General features: G+C 33.3%; 12 protein-coding genes. 6 read left to right on the forward strand and 6 right to left on the reverse strand.

Annotation, left to right across the window (positions count from 1 at the left end; translation table 11 throughout):
- Nucleotides 1-83 precede the first annotated feature (83 nt).
- Nucleotides 84-455 carry a hypothetical protein gene (locus tag LC076_RS03770; RefSeq protein WP_226666310.1) on the reverse strand — a complete coding sequence of 124 codons (372 nt, stop codon included), beginning with the start codon at nucleotides 453-455 and terminating at the stop codon, nucleotides 84-86.
- Between the two features lie 53 nt (nucleotides 456-508).
- The gene (locus LC076_RS03775; protein WP_226666311.1) at nucleotides 509-1,315 is read right to left on the reverse strand and encodes a GNAT family N-acetyltransferase; all 807 of its coding nucleotides are present in this window, start codon (nucleotides 1,313-1,315) and stop codon (nucleotides 509-511) included.
- Between the two features lie 699 nt (nucleotides 1,316-2,014).
- Here LC076_RS03775 and LC076_RS03780 point away from each other — a divergent pair.
- The gene (locus LC076_RS03780) at nucleotides 2,015-3,034 is read left to right on the forward strand and encodes an STAS domain-containing protein (RefSeq protein WP_226666312.1); all 1,020 of its coding nucleotides are present in this window, start codon (nucleotides 2,015-2,017) and stop codon (nucleotides 3,032-3,034) included.
- Between the two features lie 407 nt (nucleotides 3,035-3,441).
- Nucleotides 3,442-3,711 (forward strand): hypothetical protein, encoded by a 270-nt coding sequence (locus LC076_RS03785; RefSeq protein ID WP_226666313.1) that lies wholly within the window; start codon nucleotides 3,442-3,444, stop codon nucleotides 3,709-3,711.
- 263 nt (nucleotides 3,712-3,974) lie between these two features.
- On the opposite strand, the gene LC076_RS03790 is transcribed toward LC076_RS03785, so the two are convergent.
- On the reverse strand, nucleotides 3,975-4,769 hold the full coding sequence (locus LC076_RS03790; protein ID WP_226666314.1) for a fumarylacetoacetate hydrolase family protein: 795 nt from the start codon (nucleotides 4,767-4,769) through the stop codon (nucleotides 3,975-3,977).
- A gap of 498 nt (nucleotides 4,770-5,267) precedes the next feature.
- Here LC076_RS03790 and LC076_RS03795 point away from each other — a divergent pair, with 498 nt between their 5' ends.
- Together LC076_RS03795 and LC076_RS03800 are read left to right on the forward strand one after the other, a co-directional pair.
- Nucleotides 5,268-6,059: an SDR family oxidoreductase gene (locus LC076_RS03795; RefSeq protein WP_226666315.1), complete on the forward strand. Its 792-nt coding sequence runs from the start codon at nucleotides 5,268-5,270 to the stop codon at nucleotides 6,057-6,059.
- 280 nt (nucleotides 6,060-6,339) lie between these two features.
- Nucleotides 6,340-7,134 carry a histidinol-phosphatase HisJ family protein gene (locus tag LC076_RS03800; RefSeq protein WP_226666316.1) on the forward strand — a complete coding sequence of 265 codons (795 nt, stop codon included), beginning with the start codon at nucleotides 6,340-6,342 and terminating at the stop codon, nucleotides 7,132-7,134.
- 118 nt (nucleotides 7,135-7,252) lie between these two features.
- Here LC076_RS03800 and LC076_RS03805 read toward each other — a convergent pair whose 3' ends face one another.
- From LC076_RS03805 to LC076_RS03815, 3 genes are all read right to left on the reverse strand, one after another.
- Complete coding sequence (locus LC076_RS03805) at nucleotides 7,253-7,636, reverse strand: MazG-like family protein (protein WP_226666318.1); 384 nt, start codon at nucleotides 7,634-7,636, stop codon at nucleotides 7,253-7,255.
- Nucleotides 7,637-7,702: 66 nt separating this feature from the next.
- A complete protein-coding gene (locus LC076_RS03810) occupies nucleotides 7,703-8,329 on the reverse strand; it encodes a hypothetical protein (RefSeq protein ID WP_226666320.1) in 627 nt (208 codons plus the stop codon).
- Nucleotides 8,330-8,469: 140 nt separating this feature from the next.
- Nucleotides 8,470-12,261, reverse strand: coding sequence for a DEAD/DEAH box helicase (locus tag LC076_RS03815; RefSeq protein ID WP_226666322.1), 3,792 nt, complete (start codon nucleotides 12,259-12,261; stop codon nucleotides 8,470-8,472).
- A gap of 336 nt (nucleotides 12,262-12,597) precedes the next feature.
- Here LC076_RS03815 and LC076_RS03820 point away from each other — a divergent pair, with 336 nt between their 5' ends.
- Together LC076_RS03820 and LC076_RS03825 are read left to right on the forward strand one after the other, a co-directional pair.
- On the forward strand, nucleotides 12,598-13,449 hold the full coding sequence (locus LC076_RS03820; protein ID WP_226666323.1) for a DegV family protein: 852 nt from the start codon (nucleotides 12,598-12,600) through the stop codon (nucleotides 13,447-13,449).
- 191 nt (nucleotides 13,450-13,640) lie between these two features.
- Nucleotides 13,641-13,739, forward strand: coding sequence for a YjcZ family sporulation protein (locus LC076_RS03825; RefSeq protein ID WP_226666325.1), 99 nt, complete (start codon nucleotides 13,641-13,643; stop codon nucleotides 13,737-13,739).
- Nucleotides 13,740-14,205: the final 466 nt, after the last annotated feature.

Genomic DNA, 14,205 nt, shown 5'->3' on the forward strand with positions numbered 1-14,205 from the left:
AACACACCTCTAATATTATTTATCTATGTTAAAGCAGAGATATTTAGTCAAACGAATCATTCACGCCAAGTTCTTTACTGAAACTAGCGATCCTTTGCCTTTGGGTCCATTTCTTTTCTACTATTTTCCTCTAGAAATTTAATAGCTTCTTCAACATCGTATGTTTTTAACTTTAATTTCTTCATTTCTCCGCCAATTTCAAAAATAAAAACTGCTGGTGCTCTTTGAATGTCGTAATCAGGATATTTTTGATTTGCTTTTTCTAAACTTGTGATATGTTCCACTTTAATAACAGAGTATTCATTGCTAGCAAAATGACCAAACTTCCCAGTTAAATTATTTTCTCCTTCAATAACTAGAACTGAGTGATTAATTTCATCTTTTGGGTTAGAGGAACAGCCGATAATCGTAAATAGAATGATGTAGATAAGACCTAAAGAAATCAAACGTTTCAAAGTACTTTCCTCCTCCTCTATTCTTGATTAAACAACTCTTTCATCTTTTTATTTTAAGATGGTAACCCTTCATAGCGAATCATTGTCCACATCCCTATGTCAGTAAATCCTAATCGTTTATAAATTTTACCTGCTGCAGGATTATCGTAAAATAAGCAAAGTGATTTTCCCTCAGCTATTAATTCACTACAAAGCCTTTCCATACATAAAGTTGCAAATCCTCTACGTTCAAAACCAGGTCTTGTTCCTACACCAACAATCATTGCAGATTGAGAATTTTCCGCTGTTGTAGATGCTGATGCGACCATTGTGCCTTCATCATTACGAACAATATAAGTGCGTCCAGAATTATACTTTTCTGCACGTTCTCTTGATTCAATACTAAAATTTCCTAAAGCAAATTCTGGTATTGAACGTAACATCTCAATATTCTCATGATATTCTGACGGCATTAAATAAGATGCCTTTTTAATTTTCTCCTTAGCTACCTCATAACTTAAACCAGTACATTTTGCATAATAAGTTTCACTAAATTTTCTAACACCTCTGTTTATATATGGTTGCAAAGGTTCAATTATATGCTTTAGTCCACTTACCTCAACTTGCATAGAATCATGATTAATTATTTCGGCAAAACCTTCCACATCATATTGTTGCTCACTAAACGGAATATAATTTTTGTCATATCTTAATAAAACAGCGATCAATTCATCGTCTTTAAATTGACCCCAAATATCTTGTATGTCAGAATGATAACCAAATGTTTCAATATCACCTATTAAAAATAAATTCTCCGCTGGTTTATGACCAATAAGTGCCATTACTGATTCATGATCTTCTTTATTTAGCTTACGAATCATTTTATCTACCCCCACAATAGATTGCTTAAGTGTTTCTTAAAGTAACTTTCTTTCATTATACAGAGAAATGGATAAGAAGACATAAAAATCCAATTTACACCTTCCTTTTATCTATTAATCTATTATCTCCTACCTCCACTCACAACCAAAAAGTTGGATATTCAATGTTTGCTTAGAACGTTTTTAATAATAAATAAAGGGGTGATATCTTTTCTTCATAAGATAGTACCTACTTTCTATAACAACAATGTTTCCACTTCATAATTAGGTGAATTAGCAACAATGTTTCCACTTCATAATTAGGTGAATTAGCAACATTGTTTCAGAAAAGAGCCTAAATAAATTAATAATGCCAAAACAACATAACTCCAAGTATAGGTTTAGAGTTCGTCAAAAATGGATCTATTCTTGCAAGTTCAAGGGTTGTTTTCATTAACAGCACCAAGGGAATTACAAAACCAACTACTAGCTTTATCACTCAAAACTCATTAAAATAGATGAACAAAATTATCCCACAAGTGATAAGATAAGATGACTTCCGTAATTTTTTTTGGTCTCATTGTAGTCTTTCGAAGAATCGAATTCATGAACATAAATGAAACGGATATTATGTTCATATGAGTCGTAATGGATTTTTAGTCGGCTAATACATATAATAATAGAATAGGTAAAATAGAGAGACATAAAGGTGGGGACTTAATGGGTAACGAAGCAAAAATTAATGTAGACGGCTTACAATTTGAATGGGATGTCAAGCAGGGAATCTTTCAATTTGAAGGTCAAGAGGCTGTTCTATTCTGGATCTCAACGGCAATGAAATCCTTCTTTGATACGATTGAAGAAATATCAGGAATTGAGGCATCAAGCTTAGTGTTTGAAACATCTGGATTTCGTCAAGGTATAGTTGTCGGAGAATATTTTGAAAAAATGAAGGATTTAAGTGTTGAAGAAGCGGCTAAATCCATTACGAGTACATATGCTACAGCAGGTTGGGGACAAATAGAAATTAAAGAATTGAACTATGAAACAAAAACGCTAACTGCTCACTTAAAGGACACCTGGGAACATAAAATCAATGTGGCACAAGGAAAACAACATGGAAGTAATTTTTTATCAGCCCATTTTGCAGGGATTTTTTCAGGATTATTTGGAACGAGTATATGGTATGAAGTAATTGATCAACAAATTGAGGGCAGTGAGCATACGATCATAAAATATTTCCCCTCAGATGTGACAATTACCCAAAATATACATCAACTTGCTAGAAAAAAAGAGTCAGAACAAATACAACAATTAGAAGAACTTGTTCTAGAAAAAACAAAAGAACTTAAAGATTTAATTAAAAAATTATCATCACCAATCATTCCCGTTTTAGAAGGAATTGTTGTCGTCCCATTAATTGGTACATATGATATTGATCGAGCAGAAGAGCTTGTAGCCAATACATTAAATAACTTGCCTTCACATAAAGCGAACTATCTTATCTTAGATTTAACAGGACTTGATAAGGATATGAGTGAGCACACTGCTAGTTTAATTGAAAATATCGGTTCCGCTTCCTCACTTATTGGAACAAAAACGATACTCGTTGGTATTACACCTGAATTAAGCTTAATCATTTCCCAATCTGCCATTAACTTTTCCAAGTTTGATTGCTTCCAATCATTACAGCACGGCATTCATTTTGCACTGGGACAAATGGGAAGAAAAATACTATAGTTCTGTCTGTTTCAAAGGATGAAGTTACCTAGGTGCTTCATCCTTTTTTGAAGTGAAGTATTTTATAAATAACTTTAGCTTTTCCTAATCTGCTCTAGATATTATAGTAAAACTACTAAAATTCACTTAGTAATATATGTAATGTGTTGATTCGTACAATCATTAATAATCTTTTCCAATCTGCCATTTAGAGTAAATAGTACATTTAAACGACAATATATATAAAAATTTTCCCTAAAACTTAAGATAATTATCATTAAAATCAAAAAAAATCTACAAAACCACATACTTTGTCTACCCCTATTATTTTTAACTGAATAGATTAATAGCAAAGAGAGGAATGGTAGAATCAGTAGTTTTGATATCTATTTTTTCTCTTTTTAATCTAAAGTAGGGAGATGATTTAGTTGGGTAAAAAGAAAGATTATGACAAGAAAAGGTATGGAAATTGGTTTTACTCGGGATACCATAAGTTCAACTATAATTTTTACTACAAAAAAAAGTATGCTAAGAAAAATAACAAAAGTTACAGAAAATACAACATGATTAGTAAGAAAGACGATAAAAACAATAAAAAATGGCAACTTGGCTATAAAAAACACACCAAACATCACACATGGAAGTATAACAAGTATAATAAGTACTTCGGAAAATACCATTATAATAAAAAATGGTAATCACGTTTCTTCATTTTTCACTAAGCAAAATAAACATTTATTCATTTGATAGAATGTCTGTTTATTCCCAATATGATCAATTAAGGATTTTGTGATTTTTCAGCACAATTTTGAAAATGTGAAGAAAAAAAAGTAAAAGTCCTTCTCCTACTTTTACAGCTTGAAGGACTTTTGCAACTTAAATTAATCTTTTTTTCATTAAAAGAAACACTGTTTTCACTCCAAATCCTGGTTACATAGTAACAATCGTTCAGAAAAGAGCCTTATTTAACATAATTAGTTAGCTTACCAATCTTCTCCACTTCAACAATAACAGTGTCTCCAGATTTCATTGGACAACTCCCTGATGGTGAACCAGTAGCTAAAACATCTCCTGGTTCAAGTGTCATAACTTGTGAAATCCAACTGATTAAATTAGGAATTGAATGGGACATTTGCTTCGTATTTCCCGCTTGAACCACTTTTCCATTTAAAGTTGTCTTGATGCTTAAGTTCGATGGATCTATTCCTGTGACAATATGCGGACCTAATGGACCAAATGTATCGAAGCCTTTACCTCTAGTAAACTGAGGATCTGATTTAGTAAGGTCTCTTGCTGTTACATCGTTAAAAATAGTACAACCAAAAACATAATCCAACGCTTCTTCTTCTTTAATATTTTTCCCACGTTTTCCAATAACAAGTGCTACTTCTCCCTCAAGTTCTACCTGATTAGTTAGGTGTGTGGACGGAAGAATGATTTCACCTTGATCAGGAATAATTGAAGAAGGTGGTTTTAAAAACAGAAAAGGTTCAGCAAGATTAGCTTTTCCACCAGTTTCAGTTGCGTGTTCAGCATATGTCCAACCAAAATTCACTATTTTTGAAGGAGTGACTGGAGCTAAGATTTTCACTTCATTATATTTAACCCTTACTCCATTATCATTTAGTTCATTGTTGGCTAAAGCTATAAAGTTACTGCATAATTCTATAATTTCATCTTCTTCAACAAGTCCATAATATACTTGATCTTGATACTCGTAGCGAACGATTGTTTTTGCTTGTTGTAGTATTTTCATTTGTGTAAAACTCCTTTAATTACATGATAAAGCATTGGGATTTATTAAGTCAGTTTTCTTTATTTTATCGAATTCTACTCTTTTTATAAGGCTCTTTTCGTAAACTTTGTTGCTTTTTAATATAAATTTCAAAATATATCGCCATGATTGCCAAAAATATCCCTGTAAGGATGGAAGAAAAGAGCTGCTCTCCTGATTCAGAAAGAAAATCCCTTGTATCAAGGGTAAAAATCCGGCCCCAGGGATTTTACCGAGAGCAACCATCTATGCGAAAACAGCCTTTGATAAATAATAATTACACTTAAACTAAATGGTTAGTTTCAACATAATAATCACCTTTTATATCAAGGATTATAACAGAAGTTGAGGATTTGTGGTTTTTATCAGAGAAGTTCAACACCTACCATTTAATATGCTGGTTATGTTCATAAGCACTGTTTATCTTCACACATTCTTGTAAAAGATAGTAAAAATATCAAAATCGGAGAGGATTTAATTATGCTAAGTAACCATAACCTTAAAGGAAAAGTAGCCGTCATCACAGGTGCTGGCTCAGGAATAGGACGTGCAGCTGCACTTTGCTTAGTGAGCGAAGGAGTCAATGTATGTTTGCTAGACATTCATGACGAAGATTTGATTATGGTAAAAAAACAAATTGAACAACTAGGCGGTACTAGCATTGTTCAAAAATGTGATATTACATCACCAAAAGAGATTCAAAATGGCATGAAAGCTACAAAGGATCATTGGGGTAGAATTGATATTTTGTTTGCTAACGCTGGTATTGCTGGTACATTGGCTCCGATAGAAACGATGGATGAATATGAATGGGACAAAACCATCAACACCAATCTAAGAGGTACCTTTTTAACGGTTAAATATGCCATTCCTTTCATGAAAGAACATGGAGGTAGTATTATTATCACAAGCTCTGTTAGTGGAAGTCGTATTTTTTCCCAAGCTGGATTTAGTGCATATAGTACCTCAAAAGCTGGACAGCTTGCGTTTATGAAGATGGCGGCATTAGAACTAGCTAGCTATAAAATTCGTGTAAATGCGATTTGCCCTGGTGCAATTAAAACAAACATTCAACAATCAATCCATCGATCAACTGATGTCAAAAATATTGAGATTCCTATTGTTTATCCTAAAGGAGATCAACCTCTTGAACATGGACCAGGAACATCGGCTCAAGTTGCTCATTTAGTTACTTTTTTAGCTTCTGACTTATCTTCACATATAACAGGAACAGAAATTTTTATTGATGGTGCAGAATCTTTACTAAAATAAGATCAAAAATATAACGTAAAATACATTAATTTCCCAACAAATTTAGAAAGGTAAAAAAACTCAAATTCAAAACACTCCCATAGAAAAATTCGAGAGTGTTTTTTTGATTGTGATTGTCATGTTTAAACTAAAGGTATTTTAGTTGCACAAGATGTCATGGTCATTAAGATTATATCAGAATAATACTATTCATTTAGAATACTAAAATAACCTACTACCATTGCATTTTTAATAAATTGTAGGAATAATAGATAAATAACCTACAATCAGGGGGCAAATTATGTATCTCATGGATTACCATCATCATACAAATCACTCATTCGACTCGAAAGCCATTATGGAGGACGTTTGTATAAAAGCGATCGACAAACAAATAAAAGAAATTTGCTTTACCGAGCATTTCTCAGTTAATCCCTTAGCACCGACATACGGGCATATGAATTTTGAAAAATACTTGAAGGATATAAACGATTGCAAAGAGAAATTTCAAGATTACTTAACAATTAGAGCTGGTATTGAACTTTGTGAACCACATCTTTTAATGGATAAATATAATAAAACTCTTAAACCACTTAACTTAGATTTCATTTTAGGATCCATCCATAATATTAATAATCAAAAATTACGATTGGTTCTAAAAGAACATCACCAGAATGCGTATCAGCTTTATTTTGAAGAGCTTTACAAAATGGTATCTGTAGCTGATATTGATGTTATTGCTCACTTGGATTTGATGAAGCGATATGCATATAAAGAATATGGAAACTATCAATTAGATGAACATCAAGAAATAATTGTACATATTTTACAAAAGGCAATTGAAAGAAATATAGGCATAGAGATAAATACTTCAGGTCTTAGCTGGGAGTTTAATACACCCCTACCTTCTATAGATATTATTAAGCTATATAAAGATTTGGGAGGGGAAATTCTAACCATTGGGTCTGATTCCCACAAAGCTGACTCTGTTGGAGCGAATCTTCGTACTGCCTATGAGATGGCGAAAGAATGTGGTTTTAACTATATTTATTCTTTCGAAAAAAGAGAAGCTACACCAATAAAGTTATGTAGATGAAATTTACTCTTGAACCAATTTTTGCATCAAGTTATTAATCTCAATAATTTAACCCATCATAAACATTCCTATATCAATGTTTGTGATGGGTTATGTTGCTGTACCTATATATTATTCTCTATTTATTCACCAAGCCAACATCTTTATTTTTCCGGTTTTTAACTTCTTCCATCTTAGTATAAAAACTATCCTCTAAATCGATCTCAAAGTAGTTAGCAAACTTTGTGATATAAGCTAAACAATCAGCTAATTCTTTTCCTAAATCCTCTTTAATAGAAGCTTTCGCCATTTCAAATGCTTCATGTTCATCCATACCATTATTTATAGCTGTATTTGTAGAATTAAATGCCTTCCTCAATTCCTCGGCTATTTCCGCAACCTCTGTTGTTAGTAACATGTAATTATTTAATAAAGAAGACTTCGTTCTCTCATAATCATCTGTTTTAATTTGCCAGTTCATCTCATCTTGAAAGTGTTTAGAGTACTCTTGAAGATTTTTCACGTGCCTAGTGTCACCACCCGGTTTTTGTTGAATTTTGTCAAGTTTAAAGGAGGAAGAAATAAACTGTTACTTAGCAACTTCATCTTCTGTTTTCCATTTTTCCCGCCATTCCACCATTTCGTTCTCTTCTATTTCTTTTTCTAGTTGCTCATCCCAGCGTTGTAGCAATGTATTCCATACTCGCGCAAAGAATATTTCTTTTTCTTTATTGTACAATTGAAATTCTATGCATGGTATATGTTCAACTTTTTGTTCGGTAAAGCTAGTCACAACAGACACTACTGTTTGAAAGCTATCTTCTTCTATCACTTCTTCTTTTTCTTCAAGCATTTGTAATAATCTAGCTTCGGTAATTTTTTCGGAATCTCCTTGCTTAGTGTAACGAAAAGCTGGTAAATCTCCATTTGTTTCAGATAAAGATGCAGAAATTTCTGGCCAAAGTTCGTCATGAGTCACACTGTATGAAACGGTTGTTGATTCTTCATCCATTTCTTCTGCAATGATTCCTTCCTTAAGCTGGTTAAGGCCTCTTAATGTTAATCTATAAATCTGATTTTCTAGTTTAATCAAATCCATTCTCTTCATTTTCTTTAATAAATCTTCTATAAACAGCTCTTCTACAAGCAGTAATTCAGACAAATTAGCTGCACGTCGGATTTCAGCTTGTTCAAAAGTGTGCAGCATCATTTTCATAAGAATGTCCATTTTAGATCTTTTTTCTCGCTTAAATGTCACATCATATGTGATGAGAGGTAAATGCCAGGTAACTGAGTTTTTTATAGTAATAGCTGGATTTTCAAGTAATGTTTTTTGAAGGTGATTTTTTAATGTATTTATGACAAGCTCACCTCTTTCACTGTTCGTAGTCCATCTTGTTTTTTTGCCGCTTCTAAAACATGGTTATACATCAATCTAGTATCTCTATGTTTGGTAGACTCGGTAAACATCTTCGTACTGCCAATCAACACCAGCAGCTCTCTTGCTCTTGATAAAGCAACATTTAATCTGCGATAATCCTTAGCAAAGCCTATATCATCTTGTTTATTATCATGATTACGCACCATGCTCAACAAGATCACATCCATTTCCATTCCTTGAAACCTGTCCACAGTACCTGTGCGGACTGTTAAATTTGTTAAGCGGAGCTCCTGAGAAATCATCCGATCAATTCTTTTTACTTGTTCACCATAAAAGCTTATAACACCAATGCTTTTCTTTTCATCACCATCCATTCTCCCAGCTTGTTTTGCCTCTCGAACTGCTTCATCCACTTCCTTTAGTAGTTCACCAATCTTGATTAATTCAGAAGGGTTATAAAGACTTTTTCCACCCTTCATTCTTTCTTCAAAAAATGATGACTCGTTTGGCATATCCACCCATAGTAAATGATTTCCCCTCTTAATAAGCGGTGATTCAAGAAGATGATCACGGTCTTTATTAGAATCCAACAAGCCACATAGAAGTTGTTCATTTTCTTGCTCATAAAACTGAGATATAGTTGACATAATGTTTTTATGCATCCGATATTGTATCGCAAGCATCGTTTTATTGGCTTTTGGTAGATTTTTAAACAAGCGTTCAAATAAAGACTCTTTTAACAAGTTTTTCAATTCGGTTTTTCCCTCAAAATCACTACTTTCTTCAGCCATTTCCTGTAGAGTCTCCTCTAATGTATCGTTACCTAAAAGAGGTGGAAGCTGGTGATGATCACCAACTAATATGATTTTCTTTCCTTTAAGCATGGGCAAAAGCAGCTCAGGAGGAGTTGCTTTTGATACTTCATCAATGATCACAACATCAAAAGTTGGATAGCTTTCAATAAAATCTTTACGAGCGGATGCCACACATGTTGTTCCAATGACATTTGAATGCTTCACATATAACTTTCTAATTTCATTTAAATCATGATCATTAGCATCTTTTAGCATCGATAGCCACTTGCCCTGGATTGACTGAAATAAAGGAAGCTTCAGCTTTTCCTGCTTTAGTGATTCTCGAGTAAAAGAAACACTTGCTAAACGTTTCAAAACATTTTCTTGCTCTTTTTCAGGTTCAGTAGATAGTATTAGCTCTAATGGTGATCGTTCGTTTTCCTTTTCATCTAGCAACCTTTTCAATTCTGATCTTCTAGCTATGATTTCTATTTCTTTTTGCTTTTCTTCTTGCATCATGAATGCTTTTTTTTCTCGATTTTGATGATTATCATCAATCCGAAGCTTAGCTTGCTCATATTGCTCTTTCTTTTTCAGAAGCTCAAGTGCCTTTGTTTCTTTTTGTTGAAGGAGTTCTTTTGCGTTTGAAATGATTTCTGTTGACTCGATCATTTGCTTATGTTCTAGTTGTAGAAAAGAGAGTTTTGAGGTCTTCTCGTCCATCACACTCATCCACTTTTCATGTGCTTGTTTATAATCATTCTGTTTAGACTGAAGCTGTAGGATTAGTTCTTGCTTTAATTGTTGAAGTACTTGCTGAGCCATTTTTATATAGTAATCATATGACTTTAGCATTTTCGCATTTTTCCAGATAAATAGCCTTCTACTATATAATCCTTCCAAAATGATACCAAGTCTCTGAGGAAGGATTTTAGGGTTTTCTATTAATTCATTTCTCAAATCATCTAAAAATTGATCAATTTCAACAGCTGTTGTAGAAATTGCTTTCACATTTTTCACTCGTTCTTGAATTTGATTTATGGTTATGTTCTGTCTCTGTAATAGCTTCTCAATATGTGTAATTGCACGGTTTAACGTTTCATTATACATTTTTAATTTATCAATTTTGCTTATTTTACTACGAATCACATCAATTTCTTCCATACATTGTTCAGCTTTTACCGTACGACTCATATTTTGTTCTAGCATAATCCATTTTAGAACATCGACTTTTTTCACACTTGTCATTCTTTCTATTACAGCATCAATCTTTTTCACTTCTTCTTTCGATTTCTCTGATTCAGAGGAAACCTGTTTCATGTTTTGCATTTTTTCTGCAATTTCGTCTTCAAGATTTCGCAAAATAACACTTTTTCGCAATTTCACAATTTCTTGTTGATTTTCATCACTTTCTTTTACAAGTAAACTACTATCCTTTTCATTAGCTAAAAACGATTCGTCTTTTTCAATAGAGTTAGTCAGAGTACGAATTGTGCTCTCTAGTTTCTGTAATTGCTTCTCTACACTATCTTGTTCCTGTTCAACACCAAGCATGTCCTTCTGAAGCTTATCAATGAAAGACTTTAAATCATTATATTGATGTTTTGCTTTCTCTTTTTCTTTAAGCTCTTCTTCAACGTTTTCAAGAGCTTGCTGTAATCGCTTTTGTTCTTTTTCATTCTCAGACGTTTCATCTTCGATAAGCATTTCTCGTTGTTTACGAGTTTCATATTGAGTAGAAACTTCCTGGAGTGTGTGATCTTTCCAATATTGTCCGACATTTTCTTCTATGAACTTTTTACCTTCTTCTTCAATGCTCTCTGTGCGCCCGACCCGAAGTATTCTAATATCTTTGTTTGCTAATAATCGACCAAGTGCATTATCAACAGCCAAATTTGACTGTGATGCCACTAAAGTACGCAGTCCTGCCTTTGCATTTTGCAAACAGATTTCAGAAATAACCGTCGTTTTCCCTGTGCCGGGTGGCCCTTGAATAACATATAAATCTTCTGCTGACATAGCTCCTATAACCGCTTCTTGCTGAAACTCGTTCAAACGATTATGAAATTGAAGGTTGTCCTTCTTCTTTACTGTTTTCACAGGTGGTTTATTTTCGAATAAAAGCCGTTCAAGCTCAGGATTCGCAGCAAGACCATTTTCTAATTGCTTAAAGCCTTGCCTTAATCTTTTCACCTGACTTAATGCCGCAAAATTACTAAAGGTTACTTCTTTTGGAAGATTTTCAAGCTTCTGTTTTCGAGCATGTTCTTCCATATAACCGTGTAATTCTACTTCAACAGTTGCTTGAGATCGATTCACTTTTAGTACCTTACCAATATCCTTATCAATACCTTTAAGCTTAACACTTAAATCCTTGATTGATTTCCATTCCTTTTCATTAAGCTGGCACCCTGTTATCGTAACTCGGCTGAAATTTTCATTATAAAGTAGCCTTGAATAACGGGAAGTCATATCAGGAATATCAGCACCGCGCTCTTGAATTTTCAAATAGCCTTCCCAACTTGCAATACGCTTTTTCACGTACATTGAACTTTCCTGAGCAACAGGCATGTTGGAAATTAAGTTCAGTAAATCAGTTGGAACGGATTCACTTCGATCTGAATTATATTCAAAAGCAATATCTAAAGCTTTTCGCCAATTAGAATGCAATGGTATATGAGCTGCTCTTGTTGTTACATTTGTTGCAACAAACCGATCTTGCTTAACAAGACAATGAAGTACAACCGCAAAATTATTAGATTTTTCGGCCAGGTTTACATTTTTTACATTATCAAAAAACAACGCAGCCGTAACAATGCGATCTGCCGACTGCGGATACTTTTCTATATAAATGTGAAACGATTTCTCCAATAAAAAAAACGATCGCTCATCAAACCCGAGCTCCCGCATCTTTTCCTTTGCTTTATTTGTCAAAGTTATCGGACATTGATATGTTGTTAATGTTGCTTTCACCTTGAATCCACCTGCTTTTTTTACACTGACAGAATTTATTGATAAGTGCTGTTTTCGAAACGTGTGTAACAGTTAGTACCTTGAATAAAACAGCCCTGTTTAAATTTTTATAGTAATTTTATACCTGAATTATATCATACATGTGAAGTGACTAATTAGGAAAACACCACTAATTTATCCTAATTATAGGAATACTCTTTAAGAATGAGGTAATTATTCTATCGCACTTTATGTTTTCAATTTTCCAATAACAACCTTTTTCATGTATAGTAAAGAAGATCTTTCTAATAGATTACACGAACAGTTTCGGCTTTTTACTATCAAGGGGGTAATATAGTGAGCAAAATTATTTTATCTACAGAAAGTGGCGCAGATTTACCAGAGGATTTAGTTAACAAGCATTCGATTAGAGTGGTACCAATGCATGTTATTATGGAAGATAAAGATTATTTAGATGGTTCGTTACCTGTACAAGATATTTTTGATTATTATGAGCGAACAAAGAAAATCCCTTCAACAACAGCGACAAATGTTTATGAGTATCAAACTTTTTTCACAAAGATAAAATCCGAATGCCCAGATTGCGTTATTATACATATTGGCTATACATCTAAAGCATCCTCTTCTTTTCAAAATGCGTTAATCGCAGCGGAAGATTTTGATCACGTTTTTCTCATTGACGCTTTAAATGTGACAGGTGGATTAGCGGCAGTTGTCATGTATGCTGTTTCTTTAATAAATGAAAATCCTACAATTGAACCTACTCATTTGATTGAAAAAGTTAAAAAAATCGTTCCTAAAACTAGACTTGCCTTTGTGCCCGGGAGCTTAGAATTTCTAAAAGCTGGTGGACGAGTGAGTAATATGGCTTATCTTGGCGGAGCTTTATTTAAAATAAAGCCACGAATTGAACTTCTTGAAGGAAAACTTATTTCAACGAAAAAATATCGTGGACAAATGAATGTTGTGGCAGAAAAACTAATCGAAGATTTTTTACAAGCATATACTATTGATCGAAAACAGCTTTATTTTCAATACTCCGTCGGACTTGATGATTCAATTAAAACAAAGATAAATGAAATCGCCAAGAAACATGGTTTCTCCAATATCACATGGATTCAAGCAGGAGCAATGATTTCTACTCATGCTGGACCTGGTGGCTTTGGGATTGCCGGTATAGAAGTTTAGTATGACTTAACATAAACCAAGTGAGAAAATACAGTTACAAACAGATAATTAGGTTCATTTACAATACTTGCAGAAAAAAGCTTTGATAAAACAAGCCCTATTTAGCATAATAGTCCAATTCTTACTGTTTCACGAACAAATTCTTCTCTTCTACATAGAGTAGTAATGTAAGGCTAAGGAGGTGTTAAACAATGTCAGGTTATGCAGGCAATAGCTTCGCGTTGATCGTTGTATTGTTTATCCTACTGATTATTGTTGGGTCAGCAGGGTTCTTTACACCAACTTACTAATTATGCATCTACGAGGAATGCAGGTTATTTCTATAACTTGCATTTCTTTTTTTTCTTAATTTTTTACTTAATAGGTTATACTATCGCAATACAAGACTATTTTTTATAATCTCTAAGAAGTTCTAATATTTTATCGTCAACACAATGAAGCTAATAATTGTAAGATGTATAAAATCGTTTATATCTTGTTCTATCCCCTTTTTGAATAAATGACGAAAATAACGACCTCTCATAAATAAGAAAAGTGCTCAGAGCCTATTCTAACTACAAAATGGCTTGGGAAAAAGGTAAAGCGATACAATTTGAAAAGTCCTTCCCTACTCCAGATGGCATTTTACGGCCTTGGGAAGTTATCTCCCTAATCTCTCTAGTGAAGATCAAGCAAGAATCATAGGAGAAAGAATAGTAAATAAATTAAAAGAGCCATGGCATATTGAAACTCAATTTTTCAAACAACCTCTTCAAT

Source organism: Metabacillus litoralis (genome assembly GCF_020524045.1).
GTDB lineage: Bacteria > Bacillota > Bacilli > Bacillales > Bacillaceae > Metabacillus > Metabacillus litoralis_C.